The sequence below is a fragment of the Phaeobacter cretensis genome (assembly GCF_047372505.1).
GTDB lineage: Bacteria > Pseudomonadota > Alphaproteobacteria > Rhodobacterales > Rhodobacteraceae > Phaeobacter > Phaeobacter cretensis.
Genome location: NZ_JBKBEU010000001.1, coordinates 3,965,193 through 3,988,573, shown reverse-complemented (window position 1 = coordinate 3,988,573; position 23,381 = coordinate 3,965,193). Strand labels below are relative to the sequence as shown.

Genomic DNA, 23,381 nt, shown 5'->3' with positions numbered 1-23,381 from the left:
ACAAGATAGCGATTGTATGCTTGCTGATTAGCGATTGCGGCGCGCGCAAAGCTGTCGCTTCAGCCCAAGCCACCAGACAGCGCAGGCATCATGATATTCCCCGATATTGCCCTAACGATGAATGGCGTTGCGACGATAAATCCTTTGGCCATGAGCACCATCATGAAGAAGGGGATAAGCGCGCCGATATTGGTGCCCCCTCTGGATCACCCAGTTCACCGATGAGGGCGGATGCCATGCCAGTGATCGTCGCGCGCCCCCTGCAACGACAACTGAGTAAATAGCGAAGGATAAGTCCAAGCCGAAAGTTGCTGTTTTCCATTCCTGCGTGGATGGGGAATGGCAGATCAGCCGCGCTGTGCACCAGCTCGACAGCGGTGGGTATCGCACAAACATCGAAGCCGAACCGGTAGCATAGTCAGTCAGGCACCCTAAATCAGGGCTCAATGGGCGAATCCAATAAGCCAGAAGACGTGAAATAGCCCCGTTTCTGTAACTAGTAACAAAAACGGTAAAACTCATGATATTGTAAGTGATTGATTTTATGGCGCACCTGAGAGGATTCGAACCTCTGGCCTCTGCCTTCGGAGGGCAGCGCTCTATCCAGCTGAGCTACAGGTGCCTATAGGGTTCGTATATCCGCGGTGAGATTTCTCTGCAATGCCAAAAACTACAAGAACCGCAATTCAATTCAGGCGTTTGCAACGTGAATAGCACCTAACGCAAATACGTCACCAACAGCCTTAAAAGCAGATTCCTGGAAGTACTAAGGAGAGCAATAGAGCCCCGGCCGTACGGCAATATGAGGCCTGTCAGCTTAGTTGTGGAAACAGCTCTTGCTCAGCACGTTTGTGAGATGAGACGGGACCACATCTCAGATAGCGCTACTGTCTTAGCCGTTCCAGCTGCGGACGACACCGCAATCCATATGGACAAAGTTTGACCCGCGGTACTTGCCAACGCCGCCTGCGCGACAGGCCTGTGCGGCTTTTGCCATCTGCGATACCGAACGTGAGGAGAGACGCAAATCAGCAGCCTGGCCACGCATGTGAAGCGAGTTCTTGGCAACGCCGCGCGAACGTCGGCGAAGCATCGCATTGGTCTGCGGACTGCGATAGCCGGAGAGCATCATATAGGGTTCGTTCACATTCAGAAGATTATGCGAAGCAGCCATGATGTCGATAGTGCGAAGATCGATCTCTTTGACCTGATCGTTACGCCAATCACGCATGAAGTGGTTCACTTCTTTCACTGCATCTTTGATGTATTTGCCGTCGATCCAATACACCATGTCAATCCGCTCGCCAGTGCGGCCTGAGAACATCCGGATCCGCCGAATATCGCCCGCGCCGCGCAAAAAGCCAGCTGCATTTGAGAACGTTGGGGCGGCGACCAAAGTTGTCGCCGCGAACGCACCCAGTAGGGCACGACGGGAGAAACCCGATTTTTCAGAATTATCCATTGTCACTGCGCTGTCCCGTACGCCTGAAGTCTCTGCCTGTGCCCGATGTTACGGACATTTTGTGGTCCTGTTTCCACGCAATGACTGTATTACACATACAGAATCGCGCGCCAAGTTTTGAATGTTGCAGTCCGTCATAGACTGTGAATTTCGGCAATTTTTTGCGCAAAAGGGAAATAAATGGTTAATTTCCCCTCAGCGTGTCGGCACTGCCACAGGCAATAACGGCCTTTATTGCGGCCCATATGACGCAGGTGGCTGTTGCCGGTTTGCGCTGATCAAATTGTGAATGGACAGTGAGGGCTGGCGTTTACCAGGATTTCATGTAGCAACCGCAAACTGTGAAAAGCAAATCTTTTGAGGACCGTAACAATATGTCGCCTGTCTCGATGACCCGTGCCATTTCGACCTTTGGCCCAACATTAAAGGCGGGGGTTTTTGTGCTCGCTTTGGGTGGCTTTGCTATTGGTGGTGCAAATGGCGCTGTGGCGCAGGTGACCGCGTTTAAGCAAGCTGTTGCCGAAGCAGCCTCTGCCAGTGACCCTGTCGCAGAGTTCTACCGAAAGACCGGTTATGCTTCGATCTGGACCGGCAGTGATGATGCGTCGCGCGCGCGGCGCGCTGCGTTGTTGCGCGCCCTGGGAGAAGCACCGATTCACGGGCTTCCTGATCGCTCATCCGAGATCATTGCGCTGACGGAGGTTCTGAGTCAGGTTCAGACCACACGTGATCTGGGGCGTGCCGAAGTCGCCATGAGCCGTGCTTTGGTGGGCTACGCCAGTGACTTGCAAACAGGCCTGCTTCAGCCACGCCGGATTGATGACGGTATTGTCCGCAAAAAGCATAAGCCTGATTTCGCCTCTTATCTGGTTGGCATTCGCGATCAAGCGCCAGTGGCCTATCTGCGCAGTCTTGCTCCTCAAAGCGCCCAGTATCAGGCCTTGCTCCGGGAAAAGATGCGTCTGGAAAAACTCCAAGACGCCGGTGGCTGGGGGCCTCGGGTTTCTGCAAAGAAGCTGGAACAAGGTGACACCGGCACAGCCGTAATTGCCTTGCGTAATCGTCTTATCGCTATGGGCTACCTGCCGCGCAGCGCTGCACGCACCTATGATGGTGCGCTGGAGCGGGCGGTTCAGGAATTCCAGGCGGATCATGGCTTGAACGCGGATGGTGTGGCTGGTGGTGGCACCTTGGCCGAGATTAACAAACCAGTATCTGCGCGGCTCAAGTCTGTCATCGTTGCTATGGAACGTGAGCGCTGGCTAACGCCGGACCGTGGCAATCGCCATGTCCTGGTCAATCAAACTGACTTCACTGCCAAGATCATAGACAACGGTGAAGTGACCTTCGTGACCCGCTCTGTCATTGGCAAGGACAACGCGGACCGTCGATCGCCTGAATTCTCGGACGAGATGGAACATATCGTCATCAATCCCAGCTGGTACGTGCCACGGTCCATCGTGACCAAGGAATATCTGCCGAAGCTACGCAACAACCCCAACGCCGTCAGCCATATCGAAATCACCGACAGCCGTGGTCGAAAGGTAAACCGGGCAACTGCCGATTTCTCCAAATATACTGCAAGGACGTTCCCGTTCGCGATGCGTCAGCCTCCCAGCCGCAAAAACGCGCTGGGTCTGGTGAAGTTCATGTTCCCGAACAAATACAACATCTACTTGCATGACACGCCGCAGAAGAGCCTGTTCCAACGAGAGGTTCGTGCATTTTCACATGGCTGCATCCGTCTCGCACAACCCTTTGAATTTGCATATGCCTTGCTTGCGCGCCAGACTGAAAACCCCAAAGCGTTCTTCAATCGCATTCTGAATAGCGGCAAAGAAACCAAAGTGGTGTTAGATCAAACAGTGCCGGTGCATATCATCTACCGGACTGCTTTCGTGACGCCCAAAGGCGAAGCTGAATATCGCCGTGATATCTACGGTCGTGACGCCAAGGTATGGACAGCGCTGGAACGGGCAGGGGTGGTGTTGCCGGGCGTACAAGGGTAATCCTCGGGCCCAAAGGCAACAGACCGGAAGGGCCCGACATGTTTACAGTCCGCGAAATCGCCGCGTCTCTCCAGGCAGAGGCTCAGGGAGATCTTGATCTCACGGTACGCCGCGCGGCAGAACCGCAAGACGCGGGTCCGGATGATCTCGCTATGGCGATGGCGCCCAAATATGCCGACAGCCTCAACCAAGGCAGTGCCCGCGTTGGCCTGGTTTGGGAGGGCGCAGATTGGCAAGCGATGGGGTTGAAAGCCGCAATCTTTGCTCCGCGCCCACGACTGGCGATGGGTGGTATCACTCGGTTGTTGGATGTTGGGCAAGGGTTTGCTGCAGAAATTCATCCAAGTGCAGTTATTGATCCCGGTGCAAAGCTGGGTGAGGGCGTCTCAGTTGGGCCACTGACGGTGATCGTCGCAGGCGCGCGCATCGGCGCAGGTTCGGTAATCGGACCACAATGCTATATTGGTTCGGATGTCGTCATCGGTGTCGATGCGCAGCTGCGCGAAGGTGTCAGCATTGGTGCTCGTGCCACAATTGGAGACAGGTTTCGTGCTCAACCCGGCGCGCGGGTTGGCGGCGATGGATTCTCCTACGTGACGCCAGAAGTATCTAGCGTCGAGACCGCACGCAAAACAATGGGTGATCAGGGTGACAGTAAGGCCCAGAGCTGGCTTCGCATTCATTCCTTGGGAGCCGTGGACATTGGTGACGATGTCGAACTTGGCACCAATTGCACAATCGACAACGGCACTATTCGCAATACGGTAATCGGATCCGGCAGCAAGCTGGATAACCTTGTCCATGTCGGCCACAACACCCGTGTCGGACAGGATTGCCTGCTTTGCGGTCAAACCGGGATTTCTGGTTCAGTTGATATTGGCAACAACGTGGTCCTTGGCGGACAGACAGGCGTTGCCGACAACATATTTGTTGGCGACGGCGTGATCGCCGGAGGTGGTACCAAGATCCTGTCGAATGTGCCGTCCGGACGCGTTGTAATGGGATACCCGGCTGTCAAAATGGAGACACATACTGAGATGTATAAGGGGCAGAGGCGTCTGAGCCGTCTGATGCGCGACATTGAAGCGCTGAAGAAGGCTGTTTTCAAATAACGTCGCCGCAACTACATGACGCGTAAGAACCATTGATCAGAGGCCCCTCATGAACACGCAGGACAAGGTCATTGCCATCATCGCCGAACAGGCTGTGCTGGAACCATCAGATGTAACACTCGACAGTACTCTGGAGGATCTGGGTATCGACAGCCTTGGCCTCGTTGAAAGTATTTTCGCCATCGAGGAAGAGTTTGACATCACCATTCCATTCAATGCCAATGAACCGGAAAAGAGTGATTTCGATATCTCCAATGTTGCGGCAATCATCTCGGGGATCAGCAAGCTGATCGCTGAAAAATGATTGCGACGGCTAGGCTTGGAGGCAATAGATGAACCGGGTTGTCATCACGGGCATGGGGTCGATCAACGCGCTTGGCCATAATGTCGCTGACACGTTTGCATCCATGGCCGAAGGCCGCTGTGGCATCGGAGATTTAGAGTTTCATGATGTGGAACGACTATCAATCCGGATCGGTGGGCAGGTGCGGGAGTTCGAAGCTGAAGGACGTTTCAATCGCCAACAGATGAGCCTTTATGACCGGTTCACCCAATTCACGCTAACTGCTGCAAAAGAGGCGATCGAACAGTCAGGCCTCGAATTCCACGGCGAGCTTTCGCAAAAATCCGGTGTCGTTCTTGGAACTGCCGGCGGCGGGGTCTCAACTTGGGACGACAATTACCGGTCGGTATATGAGGCAGGCAAAAACCGCGTGCATCCGTTTGTCGTTCCCAAACTGATGAACAATGCAGCCGCCAGTCACGTCTCGATGGAACATAATCTGAAGGGGCCGAGCTTTACTGTCTCAACGGCCTGCGCATCGTCAAACCATGCAATGGCCCAGGCATTCCAGATGGTGAGGTCTGGCATGGCACCGGTTATGGTCACCGGCGGTTCCGAATCTATGCTCTGCTTTGGTGGGGTAAAGGCCTGGGAAGGGCTGCGGGTGATGTCAAAGGATGCGTGCCGCCCATTCAGCGCCAATCGCAACGGTATGGTGCAGGGTGAAGGGGCCGGGGTTTTTGTGTTCGAGGACTATGAGCACGCCCGCGCCCGCGGCGCAGAGATCATCTGCGAGGTTATCGGTTTCGCCATGTCCTCAGATGCATCTGATATCGTGATGCCCAGCAAACAGGGGGCTGCGCGGGCTATTGAGGGGGCCTTGCATGATGCAAAGATCAATCCGGAGGAGGTCGGCTATATCAACGCGCATGGCACCGGTACAGCCGCCAATGACAAGACAGAATGTGCGGCCGTAGCCGATGTTTTTGGCCCACATGCCGACAACCTGATGATCTCATCCACCAAATCCATGCATGGCCATCTGATTGGCGGCACCGGTGCGGTGGAACTTTTGGCCTGTATAATGGCGCTGCGTGATGGCATTGTGGCCCCAACCATCGGCTACGAAGAGCCCGATCCCGAATGTGCGCTGGATGTTGTCCCCAATACAGCAAGGGAGGCCAACGTGACAGTTGCGCTCAGCAATGCCTTCGCCTTTGGAGGGCTGAACGCCGTGTTGGCGTTACGCAAGGTCTAGCAGTCGCCTAAAGCCACAGTGCTCAAATGCAAAAACCGCCGCGTTCCAATTCGGTACGCGGCGGTTTTAAATTTTGCAGGTGGTTCCTCACAGTCGGATAAAAACCTACTGTTTCACCACATCCACAACATTGAACCCTGCGGTAAAGCCGGTCAGCGACAGATCCATATCGACTGTCTGATCAGGCGCTGGCGCCGGGCGCAGGGTCAGTGTCGCCTTTTTACCTTTTTTGAAGGCTGCAATATCGGTCTCTGTCAGACCAATTTGCGCGACACAGCCCATCGGGTTGCAAAAAGAATAATTGTAGCGCTTGCCCGGTGCACCATCGATAGAAATGGTCAACGCTGCCGGCAGCAATGTTTCCAGCGGCACGATGACGGTGGCACCAGCTACCGCCTGGCTGCCTTCCTGATCAATCCGGAACAATGAAAATTCCGCCATTGGGTTTCCCGACGGATCGGACATGATCTGCAACAGCGAGCAGGGGTCGGTTTCTTCTTCGGTCTTGACGCAGGCCAAATCCCAGTCGCCATGGGTTTCCTTGGAATAGCGCTGGCCCAGCTGCGGGCCTGTTTCTACGGGCTGGCCCAGATCCAAAACCTCATCGGCCTTGGGCGCCTCTGTAGTGGCGGCATCTGCGGCGGGCTGGCTCTCTTGGGTCTCGGCCGCCCCATCGGTGTCCTGCGCCATAAGCGGCAGCGGCAGGGCCATCAGCGCTGCCAGTGTCATCGGGGTCAGGGACTTGATCATGATTGCCTCATCTATCCTGTGTTATCGGCTCGATGTAGCATGGCGGAAACCTGGTGTCAGTCCAATAACCATGTTTGCACTATCCGCTGGCGGGGAATTGATGGAACAAAGCGTCAGAGATCAAAGTGGCTGAAACAATGCAAAAAAGGGAGCAGATCAGCCCCCTTTTTTGTATTTTTTCTCCCCGTCGGACTGGCCGACTTAGTTATTGAAGAGGAAGGTACGGAAGGGCCGCCCATCGGTCAACATGCAAAGAGAAAAAAATGTCGCAGTTGGTTGAATTATTCATGTCTGAGCGCATGGCGCGCGGAAAGTGAACAAAACCGGCTTGTTATTAGGGCTTGGAAATCGCCAATCGTGCAAGATCAGTGCAGACAAAAAAAGGCCGTGCACGAAGCACGGCCAGTCTGACAGGGAGGAAATGTCCGCCGACACAACCGCATGATGGTCGACGGGCAATTATCACTCTCGCATTAAAAGGTTAATTTTGTATTTTCATTTGGAAGCCACCGCGAATTGCGGAATCACAACAGCCAGGGGCAGAGCATGCAAGACAGACTATTTATTGGCGGCGGTGGCGAAGACTACGCCGACCCACAGGCACTGACGCTGAAATATGCCAATCGCCACGGGCTGATTGCTGGAGCGACCGGCACTGGCAAAACCGTCACTCTGCAGATCCTCGCAGAGAGCTTTTCAAATGCGGGCGTGCCTGTGATCCTGTCGGACGTAAAAGGCGATCTGTCAGGCCTAGCGAAATCGGGGCAGGCGGGTCACAAACTGCATGACGCCTTTACCAGCCGTGCCACCAAGATCGGATTTGAGGACTATGGCTATCACGCCTGTCCGGTCACATTCTGGGATCTTTATGGCCAGCAAGGTCACCCCGTGCGCACGACAGTCGCAGAGATGGGCCCACTGTTGTTGGCCCGCCTGCTGGAATTGAGCGAGGCACAGGAAGGCATTTTGAATATCGCCTTCAGGCTGGCGGATGAAGAAGGTCTTGCGCTGCTTGATTTGAAGGATCTTCAGGCGCTGCTGGTCTGGGTGGGCGAGAACCGGAGTGAGTTATCGCTGCGCTACGGCAATGTATCTACCGCATCGATCGGCGCGATCCAGCGGCGTCTGCTGGTTTTGGAAAATCAAGGTGGCGCGCAGCTGTTTGGAGAGCCGGCTCTGGCGCTGTCGGATCTGATGCGCTGTGCCTCGGACGGGCGCGGCATGATCAATATCCTTGCCGCAGACAAGCTGATGGCGGCTCCGGGCCTCTATGCAACCTTTCTACTTTGGCTTCTCAGTGAGTTGTTTGAGGAGCTGCCAGAGGTCGGGGACCCTGACAAACCCAAATTGGTGTTCTTCTTCGATGAGGCGCATTTGCTGTTCGATGATGCGCCAAAGGCGCTGATCGACAAGGTTGAGCAAGTGGCGCGGCTGATCCGCTCCAAAGGTGTCGGGATCTATTTCATCACCCAGAACCCGGCCGATGTGCCGGAGGATATTCTCGGTCAGTTGGGAAATCGGATCCAACACGCCCTACGGGCATTTACTGCAAGGGACCGCAAGAACCTGCGTATGGCAGCAGAAACCTACCGCGAGAACCCCCGCTTTTCTACCGAAGAGGCCATTCGTGAGGTTGGTGTTGGCGAAGCGGTTACATCAATGTTGCAGAAGAAGGGCATCCCCGGAGTGGTCGAACGGACGTTGATCCGTCCGCCCAGCTCGCAGTTAGGACCGATCACCCAATCAGAGCGCGCTACGTTTCTGCAAAACTCAGATATGGCTGGAAAGTACGACAAGACACGTGATCGGCGCTCCGCATACGAAATTCTCGCCGAGCGGGCAGCCAAAGCAGCGGCTGAGGCCGAAACCTCTGAAGAAATGGCTGAGGCGGCGCCAGAACCAATGGCACGAGAATATAACGCAGGACGGCGCTATTCCGGCAGTCGCGTCAGCCGGTCCTCGGCGCGACGGATGAAACCGCGCGACAGCTTTGCCTCTGCCATGTCCGAAGCGGTGATCAAGGAGCTGAAAGGAACCACGGGGCGGCGTCTTGTGCGCGGCATTCTTGGTGGGCTGTTCAAGGGACGTTGACCTCACACCTTGCCTATCAAACGGAAACCGCCGCCCGGGGGAATAGCCCTGAGCGGCGGTTTTGCATTTTAGATACTGCGGGATGAACCGCTATCGAGCGTTGGTATTACCGTTCGGGGATCAGACCGCGCGGACTGAACCGCAGCACCAACAACAGGATCAGACCCATCGTCAGCAGGCGCATGTGCGATGCACTGTCGAGCAGATGGACCTTCAACGCGTTGGTGTCTGACATGCCCGCGGTCAGCGTCTCAATCAGCAGAATGCCCATCGGCTCTACCTTGATCCATAGGAACCAGATCAACAAACCGCCAAGTACCGCACCAAAGTTGTTACCAGATCCGCCAACGATCACCATTACCCAGATCAGGAAGGTGAAGCGCAGCGGGTTATATGTGCCCGGTGTCAACTGGCTGTCGAGAGTGGTCATCATGGCCCCTGCGATACCACAAATGGCAGATCCGAGGATGAAGATTTGCAGGTGGCGACGGGTTACGTCTTTGCCCATTGCTTCGGCGGCTACCTCATTGTCACGGATGGCGCGCATCATACGCCCCCACGGGCTTTTGAGCGCCATCTGAGCCATCCATAGCAGTACCAACAGGACGACTGTGAACAACAAAGAGTAACCCAGCTTTACATAGAGCGTGGATGCCAGAACCGGGTCGAGGCCATAGTCAGCGGCCTTGGAAACAAAATCTGCATCGTTCTGAAGATCGACTTCATAGGGCAGGGGGCGCGGCAAGCCGACGACGTTTTTCACACCGCGCGATAGCCAATCCTCGTTCTTAAGGACCGAGATGATGATCTCTGCAATGCCCAGTGTTGCAATCGCCAGATAGTCAGAGCGCAATCCAAGCGCAGTCTTACCGATCAGCCAGGCAACACCGGCAGCCAACAGACCGCCGGCAGGCCAAGCCAGCAACACCGGCAGGCCTAGACCGCCAAGGTTGCCTTCAAGTGCCGGATTGATCGCCTCGACGCCCGCTACAGCGGGATCAAAAATCGCGCGATAGATCACGAAGCCCACGGCCAACACCGCCAGTAGCGCCACGATACGCAGCTTGCCCTGAGGCATCATCTTCATGATGGCGACCGCTGAAACCAGCGTCATCGCACCCATGACCAATGCCATGATGATGCCAACACCGCCTTGGCTCCAAGCACCTGGTGTAGGCGCGGTGGAGACTAGCACAACGGCCAAGCCACCAAGTGCGACAAAGCCCATGATCCCAACGTTGAACAACCCCGCAAAGCCCCACTGCAAGTTGACGCCAATTGCCATGATGGCAGACACCAACCCCATATTGAGGATTACCAGAGCCGAGTTCCAAGATCCTGAAAAGAACAGAAAGCTTGTGCTTCCCTCAAGCAGGATCAAGGTTCCGACAAACAAAAACAGGAGAGAGGTTTTGGCTGTATCGCTCATACCACTTTTCCTTTGAAAAGGCCCGTGGGCTTGAACAGAAGCACGACCACAAGGATCGCAAAGGATACGGCGAATTTGTAGTCCGTACTCAAGAGTTGAACCAGACCATCCGGTTTCATGGTCTCGGGCACCATATAGGTCAGAACCTTTTTCCAGGCGTAAGTGATCGTCACCTCGGAAAACGCAATGATAAAGCCCCCGGCAATGGCACCAACTGGGCTGCCCAAACCACCGACAATCGCAGCGGCAAAGATCGGCAAAAGCAGCTGGAAATAGGTGAAGGGCTTGAAGGATTTGTCCAAGCCATAAAGAACGCCGGCAATGGTCGCGAGCGTTGCAACAATCAGCCAAGTATAGATCACCACACGCTCCGGGTTGATCCCGGAGAGCAGCGCCAGATCCTCATTATCGGAATAGGCACGCATGGATTTACCGGTTCGTGTCTTGTTCAAGAACCAGAACAACAGCGCCACAACCACAACAGCAGTGATCACTGTGATGCCTTGCGTCGTCTTGATCGCCAATCCTTCGCGCAACCCTGTCAGAGCCTTGAAATCACGCGCGGAAATAATGAAACGCTCACCATCAGAGAAGCGCTGATCGCCTGGTCCGATGATGAACCGCACAAGTCCATTCATCATGAACATCACACCCAAGGAAACCATGACGAAGATCACAGGCTTAGCCTTTTGCGCGCGGTAGAACCGATAGACCGTGCGATCCGTGATCAACATCAGGAGCATGCAGCCCGCGATGCCGATGGGCAGCGCAAGCAGTGCAGTGGGCAAGGGACCAAAGCCAATGCCCATCGACTGAAACCACCAGGTTACGAGGATGGTGATCATGGTGCCAAACGCCATGGTGTCCCCATGGGCAAAGTTCGAGAACCGCAGCACCGAATATATAAGCGTGACGCCAAGCGCGCCGAGCGCGAGCTGGCTGCCATAGGCAATGGCCGGCACGCCAACAAAATTGGTAAATGCCACAAGGGCGTTGAGGAAGTCCATCTCTTAGCCCCCGAGGAAAGATTTGCGCACTTCGGGATCGGCGAGCAGCTCTTGGCCGGTTCCGGTATAGGCATTGCGGCCCTGTACCAGAACATAGCCTTTGTCCGCGATCTCAAGCGCTTGTTTGGCGTTTTGTTCGACCATCAGAATCGGCAGGCCCGTCCGGGCGACTTCAATGATACGATCAAACAGTTCATCCATCACTATGGGCGACACACCCGCTGTCGGTTCATCAAGCATCAGAACTTTCGGCTTCGTCATAAGCGCGCGGCCCACGGCCACCTGCTGGCGCTGACCACCAGATAGCTCACCTGCCGGCTGGTTGCGTTTGTCACGCAAAATCGGGAACAGCTCATAGACCTGCTCCATCGTGTCCGAAAAATCGTCGGTGCGGATAAATGCACCCATTTCGAGGTTTTCCTCCACCGTCATGGAGGTGAAGATATTGCTGGTCTGGGGTACAAATCCCATTCCTTTGACCACCCGGTCTTGCGGGGTGAGCAGACTTATATCCTCGCCATCCAGACGCACCGTGCCGGATCGCACATCAAGCATTCCAAAAACGGCTTTCATCGCGGTGGATTTGCCGGCGCCATTGGGCCCGACGATCACGGCAATCTCACCCTTGTCGACGGCAATCGTACAATCGTGGAGGATATCCGGACCCTTACCATAACCACCGGTCATGGCATCGCCGATCAGAAAGGGGCCACCATCGATCCGGGTAGTTTGGCCGCTTTTGCTGTGGGCTGATTGCATCGTCCCGGCTCCATGCGGGTTCGTGATCGAAGCATCGCGGTTGCCCTGATCATTCTGGTAGGGGTTATCGCTCATGCGCCCGCCTCCAGTTTGTCTTTGTTCTTCAGACCGGTGCCCAGATAGGCTTCGATCACCTGCTCATTTGCCTTGATCTCTGCCAACGTACCTTGAGCAAGTTTTTTGCCCTCGGCCATACAGATTACAGGGTCGCAAAGGCGGTCGATGAATTCCATGTCGTGCTCGATCACCACAAATGTATAACCGCGCTCTTCGTTAAGGCGCTTGATCGCATCGGCGATGGTATAGAGCAGGGTGCGGTTCACACCGGCACCGACCTCATCCAAAAATACTATCTTGGCATCGACCATCATCGTACGCCCCAGTTCCAGGAGTTTTTTCTGACCCCCAGAAACCTGACCCGCCTTCAAATCGGCGATATGGCTGATGGTCAAAAATTCCAGAACCTCATCGGCCTTGGCACGCAGAGCGCGTTCTTCGTCGGCGATCCGCTTGCGACCGAACCAGGTGTTCCATAGGCTTTCGCCCGATTGGGCACCCGGAACCATCATAAGGTTTTCGCGACAGGTCATCGACGCAAATTCATGCGCAATCTGGAAGGTCCGCAGCAATCCCTTATGGAACAGCTCATGGGGCGGCAATCCGGTGATATCTTCGCCATCCATCGTCACCCGCCCGGATGTCGGAGGCAAGACGCCAGCAATCACATTGAAAAGAGTGGTTTTTCCGGCGCCGTTTGGCCCGATCAAACCGGTTATGGAGCCCTTAGCGATTTCAAGCGATGCGCCATCAACCGCGTGGAACCCGCCGAAGTGCTTGTGCAAGTCCTCGACGACGATCATGTTATTTTATCCCCCACCGTCTTTTGACGGCTTTTGAATTTGGAACAGCCCGGGCAGAACCCGGGCTGATCATCTTAGTCAGATCCGTATTACAGGATCAGCGGAATTTAACGGTGGCGTTGGTGCCGTCCTTGACTTCGATCTCACGGTAGGAGCCTGCGCTCTCACCCGGACCGATAAGTTCCACGCCGGTAGCACCTTCGTAGTCGATGTCGCCACCATTTGCGAGGATCTCAAGCGCTTTGCCCAGCTCGCCGGGGTTGATCTTCTCACCAGGAGCGTTAGCCACATCAAGGATCTTGGAGCCATAATCGGCTGGATCCTTGGAGTTTGCAGCCTGCATGGCAAGCATGAACAGTGCAGCGGCATCATAGCTTTCGGGTGAATAGGCCGAAGTGCCATCAAAACCGGCTGCTTTTGCAAGCTCAGCATAGATCGCAGCGCCTTCGCTGTCGGAACCAGCGATCTGGCCAAAGGAGCCGTCGAGATCCGAACCGATGTTCTTCGGCAACGAGTCACCGATCATACCGCCCGGCAGGCCGAAGGTGTCATAGGCTCCGGAATCGAGTGACGCCTGGATGATGCCCAGACCACCCTGGTCGAGGTAACCTGCCACAACCAAAATGTCGCCACCGGCAGAGGCCAGAGCCGCGACTTCTGCAGAGTAGTCACCTTTGCCATCTTCATGCGCGGTTACGATGGTGACTTCACCGCCAACACCTTCGAACGAGGATTTGATCGCGTCAGCCAGACCCTTGCCATAATCGTTGTTGGTATAGGTCAGCGCGATGGAGTTGATGCCACGCTCTTTCAACACGTCTGCCATAACCTGGCCTTCGCGGGCGTCGGAGGGCGAGGTGCGGAAGAACAGGCCATTGTCTTCCATAGAGGACAGGCCCGGCGAGGTCGCAGAAGGTGAAATCATAACCATGCCGTTCGGAATGGCCACGTTTTGCAGGATCGCACCGGTCACACCGGAGCAATCGCCGCCGATGATACCGTTCGCTCCATCTGCGATTAGTTTCTCACCGTTTGCAGTTGAAAGGCCATTGTCGATGCAACCTGTGTCGGCACGCATTGGCGTCACGGTCGCCGCATCAAGCAGCTTGCCGGATTTGGTGACTTCTTCCATTGCCAGCTCAGCGCCGGCGCCCATGGCAGGTGCCAGTGATTCAATCGGACCGGTAAAGCCGAGAAGCACACCCAGCTTCACTTCCTTGGCGTGGCCACCCGCAAATGCAGTGCCAGCAGTCAGGGCAGCGGCCGCTGTGGCCATCATCAGTTTTTTCATTTTTGAAACTCCCATTTGTTGGAACATATTTGTTCAAATCGGACCCTAGGCAAGCACGCGAAAAAAGGGAAGTCCTCTAGCGCCAACATTTGATAGGTTTTTAACCTCGTTCCGACCAACTGAATATTCTCAGGAGAACAACGGGAGCAACGGTTTGGGACCTCGATTTACGGTCAAACCGGGCAATTTTCCCAACCGGCCACATTGACTTTGTTAACGTGGGTATTTGTGCCTGTGGGGCGTCAAATTGGGAAAATTTCAAAATGATGCTAATCTCATGAGAGGCAGTCCTGGTCTGAGCAGGAGGGTGGCTCGCCCCATGCCGTCAACGAGAGGGTATTTTATATGACGCTGGCCGCTATCCAATTGTTACAAATTCATTTTACGAAGACAGCTAGCCTGTCGCAAAAGAGTTCTTGCCGATATCTTGCAGGGCGCCTTGGTGTGATATCGCTTTTGATTTTTGGCCTGATCGGTGCCGCTGCCGGCCAATCTCTCGACAGCAGCCAAGGAAGTTTGCGCATCGAACGGATCGCGGACGGGTTGGACATTCCATGGGGATTTGACTTTCTGCCAGATGGATCTGTTGTGGTCACGGAACGCGGTGGCAGACTTTTGCTTCTGAAGAACGGGCGGATCGAGCAGATCAAGGGAAGCCCAAAGGTTATGGATCAAGGGCAGGGCGGACTGTTGGATGTGTTGGTCCCACGTGATTTTCTCCACACGCGGCGCATCTACCTATCCTATTCTAAACGGGTTGACCGGGGCTCAGCAACGGCCGTAGCTACGGCGAAACTTTCTGAGCAAAACAACATTCTCAAGGGTTTGCGCGATATTTTCATCGCGGCACCCGCCGCCGAAAGCGGCCGCCATTTCGGATCACGTTTGGTCGAGGGTCAGGATGCCAGTATATTTGTCAGTCTCGGAGATCGGGGAGACCGGCAATCGGCGCAGTCTCTTGCTTCACATCAAGGGAGTATTCTGCGTTTGAACCCGGATGGATCAAGCCCCTCCAGCAACCCCTTTGCCAAACAGACCGGCGTACAGCCCGAGATCTGGTCCTATGGTCATCGCAATCCCCAGGGCCTCACCTTTGATGCGGATGGCGAATTGTGGTCTGTAGAACATGGCGCGCGCGGCGGAGATGAGGTCAATCTGATCAAAAAAGGCGCGAACTATGGCTGGCCAATTATTTCATACGGCAGGCATTACTCCGGCCTGAAAATCGGCGAGGGCACCGAGAAACCCGGACTCAAGCAGCCGGAGCACTATTGGGATCCGTCAATAGCACCCTCGAACCTGATGGTTTACTCCGGCAAGATGTGGCCCGAGTGGCGCGGCGATATCTTTGTCGGATCGCTCAAATTCGGCTATATCGCCCGCCTGTCCGGTCGCCCATTGAGAGAAGTTGAGCAGATCGCGGGCGAACAGACCGGCCGGATCCGTGACCTCCGCGAAGCTCCCGACGGCAGTATCTGGTTTGCGTCAGAAACCGATGGTGCAATTTATCGTCTATCACGTTGAGGGCACGCATTTACGGCAAGAGGCCACTAAACCGGGTTCTCTGATAAGGATTACTGTACGGTATTTGGAGCCGATTTGCTCCCGCGCTCCCGGTAGGGCGTTGTGTCATAATGAGCCCGGTAGCATTTGGAGAAATGCGACGGCGAAGCAAAGCCACAGGCCAGCGCCACATTGATCACGCTCATATCCGTCTGCATTAGTAGATTGCGTGCCTTTTGCAACCGTAGTTCCATGTAATAGCGCTTCGGTGAGCGGTTGAGATAACGACGGAACAACCGCTCCAGCTGGCGTGTGGACATGCCAACATTCTGCGCCAGAATAGATGGGCTGATCGGCTCTTCGATATTGGCTTCCATCATCTGGATGACCATGGACAGTTTGGGGTGGCGCACCCCGATCCGGGTCGGAATCGACAGGCGTTGGGTGTCTTGGTCGGTGCGAATAGATGAATAGATCAACTGATCGGCCACGGAATTTGCGATATCTTCGCCGTGATCGCTGGCGATCAGTTTCAGCATTAGATCGATGGAGGAGGTGCCGCCAGCCGTCGACATCCGATTCCCGTCAATGACAAACACCGATTTGGTTAGTTCGACCTCATCAAACTCCTCGCTGAAACTGTCGGCGTTCTCCCAATGGATCGTCGCGCGCTTCCCATCCAGCAAGCCGGCGCGGGCCAGCGAATAGGATGCGGTACACAAACCGCCTATTTTCAACCCTTTGCGGGCTTCACGACGTAGCCAGGACAATAGTTTTTTTGTAGTGGCCTCCTGCACGGAGATCCCCGAACACAACAGAATTGTGTCATCCCGCTGCAGTTCGATGAAATCTTCATCGACCTGAAAGGATGTACCAGCCGAACAACTAACCGTTCCGCCACCCTCTGCGAGCATCGTCCATGTGTAGACTTCGCGTCCCATCATCCGATTGGCAATCCGCAAGCACTCCAATGCCGACGCAAAAGACAGCATCGAAAAACTGTCAAGTAAGACAAAGGCATACCGCCGAGTTTGGGGGCCTGAGGCCGGGCTAGTGGTTGGCTTGCTTTGCGTCCGCATGGCCAGCGTCCTTGTTCAATATTTCTGTTTTTCGCAAAGCCGGTTATTGCGAAATTCGGGCACCGTGTTCACAGCTTCGCGGTGTCGTCAAGACTTTGCAAATCTAAACTGGTCAGCAAGGATGCGATTTCGTATAGGTGGCATTCGTTAATCTCAGACCTCTTATGCGGAGACACAGCTATGAGTGAGTGGCAAAAATCGACCTGGCGCAACAAACCTCGGGTGCAAATGCCAGAATATACCAACACCGACGCTTTGTCGTCTGTTGAGGCTCAGCTGTCCAAATATCCGCCCTTGGTGTTTGCCGGTGAGGCCAGACGGCTGAAACAACACCTTGGTGCCGCAGGTCGTGGCGAGGCATTTTTGCTGCAGGGTGGCGATTGCGCCGAGAGCTTCGAACAATTCAGCGCCGATGCGATCCGCGACACGTTCAAGGTGATGCTGCAGATGGCCATGGTACTGACCTATGGTGCCAAGGTTCCCGTGATCAAGGTGGGCCGTATGGCCGGCCAGTTCGCCAAGCCGCGCAGTGCGCCTACAGAAACAGTAAATGGTGTAGAGCTGCCGAGCTACCGTGGTGACATCATCAATGATCTGGCCTTCACCGAAACATCGCGAATCCCGGATCCCAAGCGGATGTTGCAGGCCTATACACAGGCTGCCGCGACGGTGAACCTGATCCGTGCGTTTTCAACCGGCGGTTATGCCGATGTGAATCAGGTACACGCTTGGACTTTGGGCTTTACCGAAGGGGAAAAAGCCGAAAGCTACCGCGAGATGGCAAATCGGATCTCCGATACGCTCGACTTCATGAAGGCGGCAGGAATCAACAACGATACGGCACATACGCTGCAGTCGGTTGAGTTCTACACAAGCCACGAAGGTCTTCTGCTGGAGTACGAAGAAGCGCTGACCCGTCTTGATTCGACATCCGGCAAATGGTTGGCAGGTTCTGGCCACATGCTTTGGATTGGCGACCGGACCCGCCAGCCCGATGGTGCCCACGTTGAATTCTGCAGCGGAGTTCAGAATCCGGTTGGTCTGAAGTGTGGTCCCACGACCACCGCCGAGGATTTGAAGGTTCTGATGGCCAAACTGAACCCCGAAAACGAAGAAGGGCGCCTGACCCTGATCGCACGGTTTGGTGCGGGCAAAGCCGGTGAACACCTGCCACGCCTGATCAAGGCAGTTCAGCAAGAAGGTGCCAATGTGACCTGGGTCTGCGATCCGATGCATGGCAATACCATCAAATCGTCTTCGGGCTACAAAACACGTCCTTTCGAAAGTGTACTGCGTGAGGTTCGTGACTTCTTCGCGATCCATACCGCCGAGGGAACCATTCCCGGTGGCGTACATTTCGAGATGACAGGCCAAGATGTCACTGAATGTACCGGTGGTGTTCGCGCCGTAACGGATGAAGACCTGAGCGATCGCTACCACACTGCGTGCGATCCACGACTGAATGCTAGCCAGTCGCTTGAATTGGCCTTCCTCGTCGCCGAAGAAGTCTCGCAGCTTCGCGCGCGCACCTCTAAGCGTCAGGTCGGCTGATTATTCTAGCTTTTCCGAGCTTCGGCATGGGCACAAAACAGAAAACCCTCGTTCCATATCAGAGCGAGGGTTTTTTCGTGTCTTGTGTAACTCAGGAAAAAGCGCTGTAAGGGCTGATGGCACACATCATCGCGATTTTCTATTGGTTTGCGCATCTACAAACGGGAAGCGCCCCGGACATTCTGTCCTGGGGCGCATTTTTCTAGCTATGTCCAGTAGCACGAAAATATCTCAAAATTCTATGTTTAAACAACCTGTTATCTATCAGTCCCTGCTGACGACCAAGCGCAGGTGGCTGCCACGCTTTGCGGGAGTAGTCTCGGCCGTGGGCGCTGCTGGCTGTTTCTCGCCCGTCATTTGACGGCTCCGGTCGATCAGAGCGCGGGCTTCGGTCATTACGGAAGGCTCACCCTGAAAACGCGACTGGGTCTCAGCAAATCCGGAGTTTGGTGTATTCACGTCCTTGGCCGCTGGCTTCGGAGCAGTCGGTCTTGGGGCTGCCTGTTCTGCAGTACGTGGTTTTGCTTTGAAAGGCGTGCCGCCTTTGGGGCTAGCTTGGCGAGTCTTTGTCTCTGTAACCGAGAAACGCTGGGATACGCCCGTTGGATTGCCTTCAGAGATAAAGACGCCCAAGGCACGGCTGACATCGCCGAGATCGCTGCGCAGCGGCAACAGAAGCATACGTGCTTCACGGGCACCGCGCAGGCGGTTGTTTTCGGTCTGCAGTGTCAATTCAATGATAGCAGAGGTATCGAACATCGTTTCCAGTGCCTCGCTGACTTGCTTGCGGGCGGCTGGGGTAAAGAAGGCGGTGATCGGCATGCCTCGTACTTCCATACCTGCCATTTCATTGACTTTTTGGCCAGCCAGACGGAAGCGAGCGATGCCCGGTGCGATCCGTTCCAAGATGAAGGTCTGAGGTAAGATATTCTCAAGACCGCGGGGATCAATCTGCGAACGGCTGGGAATGTCATCGCCTCGACGCAAAGCAGTCCAGTATGCCTCGGCCTGACGCATCGGCGAGTGCGACTCCGCAGTGCGGAACCGGTCCATCGCAACAATCTTCGTTTGATCATTGGTCTGATCGTTATCTTTGCGGCCGCCAAAAAACATCGCTGTCATCCTCGCTGGATCCGGCTGGGTCATGTGCCAAGCAAAAGTTGGTTGCTTAACGATTAATGCCGAATTGGTTATCCTGAAGTTAACATGCCACAATCTTATTCAATTTTGGACTATTTCTTTAATCAATGGTTAACACTTTAGGATAGGTCCCCGCGCTTATGGACTTGTCGGCTGGCCGTTTGTAAACCTTTAGCAAGGTACAACAGCGCCCATGGCGCCTTGGGAGGCAGCAGCAAATGGCGATCCATTCAATGACAGGTTTTGCGGTAGGACAGGGCAGCATCGGCGCACATAGTTGGTCGTGCGAATTGCGCTCGGTTAACGCCAAAGGACTGGACTTGCGCTTGCGCATTCCCGACTGGCTAGAGGGCCTCGAAGCCAACCTACGTGGGCAATTGAGCAAAGAACTGTCCCGCGGCAACGTCTCAATGACCCTGCGCATCAATCGCGTTGAGGAAGCCGCAGCCACCCTGCAGATCAACCAAACCCTTCTGGCAACGCTGATCAACTCCATAGCTGCTGTAGAGACGCAGGCAAGCAATGCGGGCCTTGCGTTGTCCCAGACATCTGCGGCGGACCTGCTGGCACAACGCGGCGTTTTGGAACAAGCCACAGGCACTGATGATCCAGCTCCCATAGTCTCTGCCATAAGCAAAGATTTTGCCGCAATTTTGTCCGACTTTATTAACATGCGGGCCAGTGAAGGTGCGGCACTCAACACAGTTCTTCGCGAGCAGCTAGATCAGATTAGTGATCTTCGCAGTGAGGCCACTCGTCGCGCCGATGCTCGCAAAGATGAGGTCGCCGCAACGCTCCGTGTCAATCTGGCCCGCGTCCTCGAAAACACTGACGGGGTAGACGAAGGGCGTCTGGCGCAAGAGTTGGCGCTGCTTGCGGTGAAGTCTGATGTCACAGAGGAACTGGACCGGTTGACCGCACATCTAGCAGCTGCGCGCGATCTACTGGCAAAAGGCGGGGCAGTGGGGCGCAAGCTGGATTTTCTGATGCAAGAGTTCAACCGAGAGGCCAATACACTCTGTGCCAAGGCGCAAAATAGTGATCTCACGGCAGTTGGGCTTGAACTGAAAGCCGTGATCGATCAGATGCGCGAACAAGTTCAGAATATCGAATAACACATCAGAAAAATAACGCATAAGACATAGGAGAGCATGCCATGGCAAAACGGCGCGGCCTGTTGATTATCCTTTCTTCGCCCTCGGGGGCCGGAAAATCCACCTTGGCCAAACGGCTGCGGTCCTGGGATCCCAGCATTGAATTTTCCGTCTCTGCGACCACACGGAATCCACGTCCGGGCGAGGTCAACGGGCAGGATTATCATTTCATAACCACGGATGCATTCAAGACTGCCGTTACCGACGAAAACATGCTGGAACATGCCCATGTGTTCGGTAATTTCTACGGCTCTCCAAAGGGGCCGGTGAAGACAGCCATCGATACAGGGCGTGATGTGCTCTTTGATATCGACTGGCAAGGTGCGCAGCAAATCCGCAATTCAGATCTTGGCCAACACACGCTATCAATCTTTCTGCTGCCACCGTCGATTGGTGAATTGCGCCGTCGTCTGGAAAGCCGCGCGCAGGATGATGCCGCGACCATCACACGCCGGATGGAGAGGAGCTGGGATGAGATCAGCCATTGGGGCAGCTACGACCATGTACTGATCAACGATGATCTCGACGCTACCGAAATACAGTTGAAAACCATCATCACCGCCACCCGCCTGCGCCGCATTCAGCAACCACACTTGGTGGATCACGTTCGCGGCCTGCAAAGCGAATTCGAGGACCTGTCATGACGATCTACGCCCTAGGTACCAAGTCTCCAAAGATCCATGAAGACACATGGGTAGCGCCCGATTCCAATCTGATTGGCCTCGTCGTGATGGAGGAGGGCGCATCTGTCTGGTTTGGTGCCACCATCCGTGCCGACCATGAAGAAATCCGCATTGGTCGTGGCTCCAACGTGCAGGAAAACTGCGTCCTGCATATTGATGCCGGTTACCCGCTGACCATTGGTGAGAATTGCACCATTGGCCACAAGGTGATGCTTCATGGCTGTACCATCGGTGACAATTCACTGATCGGCATGGGGGCGACCGTACTGAACGGTGCGAAGATCGGAAAAAACTGCCTGATCGGGGCGGGCGCGCTCATTACTGAGAACAAAGAGATCCCGGATAACTCTCTGGTCATGGGAGCGCCGGGTAAAGTAGTGCGCACCGTTGACGAGGCACTGGTCCAGTCGCTGCGACAAAGCGCTGAACACTACCAGGAAAACATGCGCCATTTCCGCGGCGAGCTGACAGTGGTCTGACATTTGAGAGGTTCCGATAGCGCGCTAGTATTGCCTGTTCCTATGGCATGCGGCCTCGGCCAACCTGATGTAGCACCGCTATGTTTTACAGCCGTCAACTCGACTGACGCATCGGATAGGTCTACTGGTCAGCAAGAAGGTTGCTGCCTATGTGCGCCGAAGATACCGAAACGTCGATATGATCGCGGCTGCCACGTCACAGTTACAATTCGTTTGTAACACGGCCAGCACAACCAAAGCGCGAGGGGCATTTAATGACACAGGATTTGATCGACGGTTTCATGGAGGCAATCCCCCTGCCAGTCGTCCTTGTTGACCAAAGCGAGCGGTTCATCGCTGCAAATTCGACCGCGACCACATTGCTCGGCGGCAATCTTGTGGGGCGTCATTTCGCGACGGTCCTGCGTCAACCCAATGTGGCCACCGCGATTGAGAGCTGCCTGCATGAACGCACCCCAAAAACCGCCCGCCACCTGTCCAACGATGGTGCGCAGGATACGACGTTTGAGGTTTCATTGCGCTACATCGCGGGTATTGGCGCAGTGAATGGCGGTGCTGCGCTGATCAGCCTCTCCGACATCAGTGAACGCGAACAGGCCAGCCAGATGCGGCGCGATTTTGTAGCCAATGTTAGCCATGAGTTGCGCACACCGCTCACAGCACTGATGGGATTTATCGAGACACTGCGGGGGCCTGCCCGCGATGATGCTGGCGCGCGCGAGCGCTTTCTGAAAATCATGCAAGATGAGGCCAACCGGATGAACCGTCTGGTGGGCGATCTTCTGTCGTTGAACCGGGTTGAGAGTGAAGAGCGCGTGCGCCCGCGCGAACAACTTGATCTGGGCGCGCATCTTGCCTCGACCCTAAAATCTTTGGAACCAGTGGCGGACGCCGCAGACGTCAGGCTCACGCTCGACACAACGGAACAGCCGACGTTGATCGCCGGTGATCCCGATCAACTTCAACAAGTTTTTACCAATCTCGTTGAAAACGCCATCAAATACGGCGGCGATCAGGTCACAGTGAAGCTAACGACACGGGACCGAGACCCAGCAGTTCGCGCCGCAGCGGTGCGGGTTGAAGTGAGCGACAATGGCGCGGGGATTGATCCGGTGCATCTGCCGCGATTAACCGAACGGTTCTACCGGGTGGACACTCACCGTTCGAGGGAGCAGGGCGGGACCGGTTTGGGGCTGGCGATTGTCAAACATATCATCAATCGCCATCGCGGTCGGATGCGAGTCGAAAGCAATGCAGCCATCGGGACCATTTTTACGGTCATCCTGCCACAGTAACGACGTCCCGATCGGTATGCGCCATTTATAGCGGGTGTCCGATTACCCAAAAAGACCGTGACCTCTGTTTGTAACAGGCAAACAGCGGCTAAGGCCGTCGCTGGTTAACAAATGGCCAACCATTCTGCTGGTTTTGTCACAAAAAACCGTCCAACCTCGGGGTTTGTCACACAAACGTTACATACC

The 23,381-nt window shown here is 55.1% G+C and carries 20 protein-coding genes, 1 tRNA gene and 1 pseudogene; 11 read left to right on the top strand and 11 right to left on the bottom strand.

The window, feature by feature from the left end; all coding sequences use genetic code 11:
- Window positions 1-62: 62 nt before the first annotated feature.
- The 3 genes and pseudogenes from ACEWZM_RS18855 to ACEWZM_RS18845 form a co-directional block, all read right to left on the bottom strand.
- Window positions 63-294: pseudogene (locus ACEWZM_RS18855) on the bottom strand (TrbL/VirB6 family protein); the annotation flags it as partial.
- Window positions 295-545: 251 nt separating this feature from the next.
- Window positions 546-622 (bottom strand) — tRNA-Arg (locus ACEWZM_RS18850).
- A gap of 270 nt (window positions 623-892) precedes the next feature.
- Complete coding sequence (locus ACEWZM_RS18845) at window positions 893-1,462, bottom strand: YcbK family protein (protein ID WP_414007908.1); 570 nt, start codon at window positions 1,460-1,462, stop codon at window positions 893-895.
- Between the two features lie 374 nt (window positions 1,463-1,836).
- Here ACEWZM_RS18845 and ACEWZM_RS18840 point away from each other — a divergent pair, with 374 nt between their 5' ends.
- The 4 genes from ACEWZM_RS18840 to ACEWZM_RS18825 are packed head-to-tail and all read left to right on the top strand — an operon-like array spanning window position 1,837 to window position 6,124.
- Window positions 1,837-3,471, top strand: coding sequence for a L,D-transpeptidase family protein (locus ACEWZM_RS18840; RefSeq protein ID WP_414007907.1), 1,635 nt, complete (start codon window positions 1,837-1,839; stop codon window positions 3,469-3,471).
- Between the two features lie 38 nt (window positions 3,472-3,509).
- Window positions 3,510-4,583, top strand: a complete 1,074-nt coding sequence (gene lpxD, locus ACEWZM_RS18835; RefSeq protein WP_414007906.1) for a UDP-3-O-(3-hydroxymyristoyl)glucosamine N-acyltransferase — start codon at window positions 3,510-3,512, stop codon at window positions 4,581-4,583.
- A 49-nt stretch (window positions 4,584-4,632) separates the two neighbouring features.
- The gene (locus ACEWZM_RS18830) at window positions 4,633-4,887 is read left to right on the top strand and encodes an acyl carrier protein (RefSeq protein WP_414007905.1); all 255 of its coding nucleotides are present in this window, start codon (window positions 4,633-4,635) and stop codon (window positions 4,885-4,887) included.
- Window positions 4,888-4,915: 28 nt separating this feature from the next.
- The gene (locus ACEWZM_RS18825) at window positions 4,916-6,124 is read left to right on the top strand and encodes a beta-ketoacyl-[acyl-carrier-protein] synthase family protein (protein WP_414007904.1); all 1,209 of its coding nucleotides are present in this window, start codon (window positions 4,916-4,918) and stop codon (window positions 6,122-6,124) included.
- A gap of 105 nt (window positions 6,125-6,229) precedes the next feature.
- On the opposite strand, the gene ACEWZM_RS18820 is transcribed toward ACEWZM_RS18825, so the two are convergent.
- The gene (locus ACEWZM_RS18820; protein WP_414007903.1) at window positions 6,230-6,874 is read right to left on the bottom strand and encodes an invasion associated locus B family protein; all 645 of its coding nucleotides are present in this window, start codon (window positions 6,872-6,874) and stop codon (window positions 6,230-6,232) included.
- A gap of 546 nt (window positions 6,875-7,420) precedes the next feature.
- Here ACEWZM_RS18820 and ACEWZM_RS18815 point away from each other — a divergent pair.
- Window positions 7,421-8,965 (top strand): helicase HerA-like domain-containing protein, encoded by a 1,545-nt coding sequence (locus ACEWZM_RS18815; RefSeq protein WP_414007902.1) that lies wholly within the window; start codon window positions 7,421-7,423, stop codon window positions 8,963-8,965.
- Window positions 8,966-9,071: 106 nt separating this feature from the next.
- Here ACEWZM_RS18815 and ACEWZM_RS18810 read toward each other — a convergent pair whose 3' ends face one another.
- From ACEWZM_RS18810 to ACEWZM_RS18790, 5 genes are all read right to left on the bottom strand, one after another.
- The gene (locus ACEWZM_RS18810) at window positions 9,072-10,394 is read right to left on the bottom strand and encodes a branched-chain amino acid ABC transporter permease (protein ID WP_414007901.1); all 1,323 of its coding nucleotides are present in this window, start codon (window positions 10,392-10,394) and stop codon (window positions 9,072-9,074) included.
- Window positions 10,391-11,401 (bottom strand): branched-chain amino acid ABC transporter permease, encoded by a 1,011-nt coding sequence (locus tag ACEWZM_RS18805; protein ID WP_414007900.1) that lies wholly within the window; start codon window positions 11,399-11,401, stop codon window positions 10,391-10,393. The genes ACEWZM_RS18810 and ACEWZM_RS18805 overlap by 4 nt, the downstream gene beginning before the upstream one ends.
- Window positions 11,402-11,404: 3 nt before the next feature.
- On the bottom strand, window positions 11,405-12,235 hold the full coding sequence (locus ACEWZM_RS18800) for an ABC transporter ATP-binding protein (protein ID WP_414007899.1): 831 nt from the start codon (window positions 12,233-12,235) through the stop codon (window positions 11,405-11,407).
- The gene (locus ACEWZM_RS18795; protein WP_414007898.1) at window positions 12,232-13,020 is read right to left on the bottom strand and encodes an ABC transporter ATP-binding protein; all 789 of its coding nucleotides are present in this window, start codon (window positions 13,018-13,020) and stop codon (window positions 12,232-12,234) included. The genes ACEWZM_RS18800 and ACEWZM_RS18795 overlap by 4 nt, the downstream gene beginning before the upstream one ends.
- A 97-nt stretch (window positions 13,021-13,117) precedes the next feature.
- Window positions 13,118-14,311 (bottom strand): ABC transporter substrate-binding protein, encoded by a 1,194-nt coding sequence (locus ACEWZM_RS18790; RefSeq protein ID WP_414007897.1) that lies wholly within the window; start codon window positions 14,309-14,311, stop codon window positions 13,118-13,120.
- A gap of 444 nt (window positions 14,312-14,755) precedes the next feature.
- On the opposite strand from ACEWZM_RS18790, the gene ACEWZM_RS18785 reads away from it, so the two are divergent.
- Window positions 14,756-15,835, top strand: a complete 1,080-nt coding sequence (locus ACEWZM_RS18785; protein ID WP_414007896.1) for a PQQ-dependent sugar dehydrogenase — start codon at window positions 14,756-14,758, stop codon at window positions 15,833-15,835.
- 50 nt (window positions 15,836-15,885) lie between these two features.
- Here the strand turns inward: ACEWZM_RS18785 and ACEWZM_RS18780 are convergent, their stop codons facing one another.
- Window positions 15,886-16,893: a GlxA family transcriptional regulator gene (locus ACEWZM_RS18780; RefSeq protein ID WP_414007895.1), complete on the bottom strand. Its 1,008-nt coding sequence runs from the start codon at window positions 16,891-16,893 to the stop codon at window positions 15,886-15,888.
- Between the two features lie 180 nt (window positions 16,894-17,073).
- Between ACEWZM_RS18780 and ACEWZM_RS18775 the strand changes: the two genes are divergently transcribed.
- Window positions 17,074-18,444 (top strand): class II 3-deoxy-7-phosphoheptulonate synthase, encoded by a 1,371-nt coding sequence (locus ACEWZM_RS18775; protein WP_414007894.1) that lies wholly within the window; start codon window positions 17,074-17,076, stop codon window positions 18,442-18,444.
- 264 nt (window positions 18,445-18,708) lie between these two features.
- Here the strand turns inward: ACEWZM_RS18775 and ACEWZM_RS18770 are convergent, their stop codons facing one another.
- Window positions 18,709-19,557 (bottom strand): PAS domain-containing protein, encoded by an 849-nt coding sequence (locus tag ACEWZM_RS18770; RefSeq protein WP_414008083.1) that lies wholly within the window; start codon window positions 19,555-19,557, stop codon window positions 18,709-18,711.
- Window positions 19,558-19,802: 245 nt separating this feature from the next.
- Between ACEWZM_RS18770 and ACEWZM_RS18765 the strand changes: the two genes are divergently transcribed.
- The 4 genes from ACEWZM_RS18765 to ACEWZM_RS18750 all read left to right on the top strand — a co-directional run bounded on the left by ACEWZM_RS18765 (window position 19,803) and on the right by ACEWZM_RS18750 (window position 23,195).
- Entirely contained in the window at window positions 19,803-20,699 is an 897-nt protein-coding gene (locus ACEWZM_RS18765) for a YicC/YloC family endoribonuclease (protein WP_414007893.1), read from the top strand.
- Between the two features lie 41 nt (window positions 20,700-20,740).
- Window positions 20,741-21,382, top strand: a complete 642-nt coding sequence (gene gmk / locus ACEWZM_RS18760; RefSeq protein ID WP_414007892.1) for a guanylate kinase — start codon at window positions 20,741-20,743, stop codon at window positions 21,380-21,382.
- Complete coding sequence (locus tag ACEWZM_RS18755; protein ID WP_414007891.1) at window positions 21,379-21,900, top strand: gamma carbonic anhydrase family protein; 522 nt, start codon at window positions 21,379-21,381, stop codon at window positions 21,898-21,900. The genes gmk and ACEWZM_RS18755 overlap by 4 nt, the downstream gene beginning before the upstream one ends.
- Before the next feature lie 254 nt (window positions 21,901-22,154).
- A complete protein-coding gene (locus ACEWZM_RS18750) occupies window positions 22,155-23,195 on the top strand; it encodes a sensor histidine kinase (protein ID WP_414007890.1) in 1,041 nt (346 codons plus the stop codon).
- Window positions 23,196-23,381 lie beyond the last annotated feature (186 nt).

Bases quoted from the DNA above. Each gene is read 5' to 3' on its own strand.
- ACEWZM_RS18770 (WP_414008083.1), bottom strand. From the start codon at position 19,557: ATGTTTTTTGGCGGCCGCAAAGATAACGATCAGACCAATGATCAAACG.
- ACEWZM_RS18840 (WP_414007907.1), top strand. From the start codon at position 1,837: ATGTCGCCTGTCTCGATGACCCGTGCCATTTCGACCTTTGGCCCAACA.
- ACEWZM_RS18755 (WP_414007891.1), top strand. From the start codon at position 21,379: ATGACGATCTACGCCCTAGGTACCAAGTCTCCAAAGATCCATGAAGAC.
- ACEWZM_RS18845 (WP_414007908.1), bottom strand. From the start codon at position 1,462: ATGGATAATTCTGAAAAATCGGGTTTCTCCCGTCGTGCCCTACTGGGT.
- gmk (WP_414007892.1), top strand. From the start codon at position 20,741: ATGGCAAAACGGCGCGGCCTGTTGATTATCCTTTCTTCGCCCTCGGGG.
- ACEWZM_RS18750 (WP_414007890.1), top strand. From the start codon at position 22,155: ATGACACAGGATTTGATCGACGGTTTCATGGAGGCAATCCCCCTGCCA.
- ACEWZM_RS18815 (WP_414007902.1), top strand. From the start codon at position 7,421: ATGCAAGACAGACTATTTATTGGCGGCGGTGGCGAAGACTACGCCGAC.
- ACEWZM_RS18775 (WP_414007894.1), top strand. From the start codon at position 17,074: ATGAGTGAGTGGCAAAAATCGACCTGGCGCAACAAACCTCGGGTGCAA.
- ACEWZM_RS18790 (WP_414007897.1), bottom strand. From the start codon at position 14,311: ATGAAAAAACTGATGATGGCCACAGCGGCCGCTGCCCTGACTGCTGGC.
- ACEWZM_RS18820 (WP_414007903.1), bottom strand. From the start codon at position 6,874: ATGATCAAGTCCCTGACCCCGATGACACTGGCAGCGCTGATGGCCCTG.
- lpxD (WP_414007906.1), top strand. From the start codon at position 3,510: ATGTTTACAGTCCGCGAAATCGCCGCGTCTCTCCAGGCAGAGGCTCAG.
- ACEWZM_RS18805 (WP_414007900.1), bottom strand. From the start codon at position 11,401: ATGGACTTCCTCAACGCCCTTGTGGCATTTACCAATTTTGTTGGCGTG.
- ACEWZM_RS18795 (WP_414007898.1), bottom strand. From the start codon at position 13,020: ATGATCGTCGTCGAGGACTTGCACAAGCACTTCGGCGGGTTCCACGCG.
- ACEWZM_RS18765 (WP_414007893.1), top strand. From the start codon at position 19,803: ATGGCGATCCATTCAATGACAGGTTTTGCGGTAGGACAGGGCAGCATC.
- ACEWZM_RS18810 (WP_414007901.1), bottom strand. From the start codon at position 10,394: ATGAGCGATACAGCCAAAACCTCTCTCCTGTTTTTGTTTGTCGGAACC.
- ACEWZM_RS18780 (WP_414007895.1), bottom strand. From the start codon at position 16,893: ATGCGGACGCAAAGCAAGCCAACCACTAGCCCGGCCTCAGGCCCCCAA.
- ACEWZM_RS18800 (WP_414007899.1), bottom strand. From the start codon at position 12,235: ATGAGCGATAACCCCTACCAGAATGATCAGGGCAACCGCGATGCTTCG.
- ACEWZM_RS18830 (WP_414007905.1), top strand. From the start codon at position 4,633: ATGAACACGCAGGACAAGGTCATTGCCATCATCGCCGAACAGGCTGTG.
- ACEWZM_RS18825 (WP_414007904.1), top strand. From the start codon at position 4,916: ATGAACCGGGTTGTCATCACGGGCATGGGGTCGATCAACGCGCTTGGC.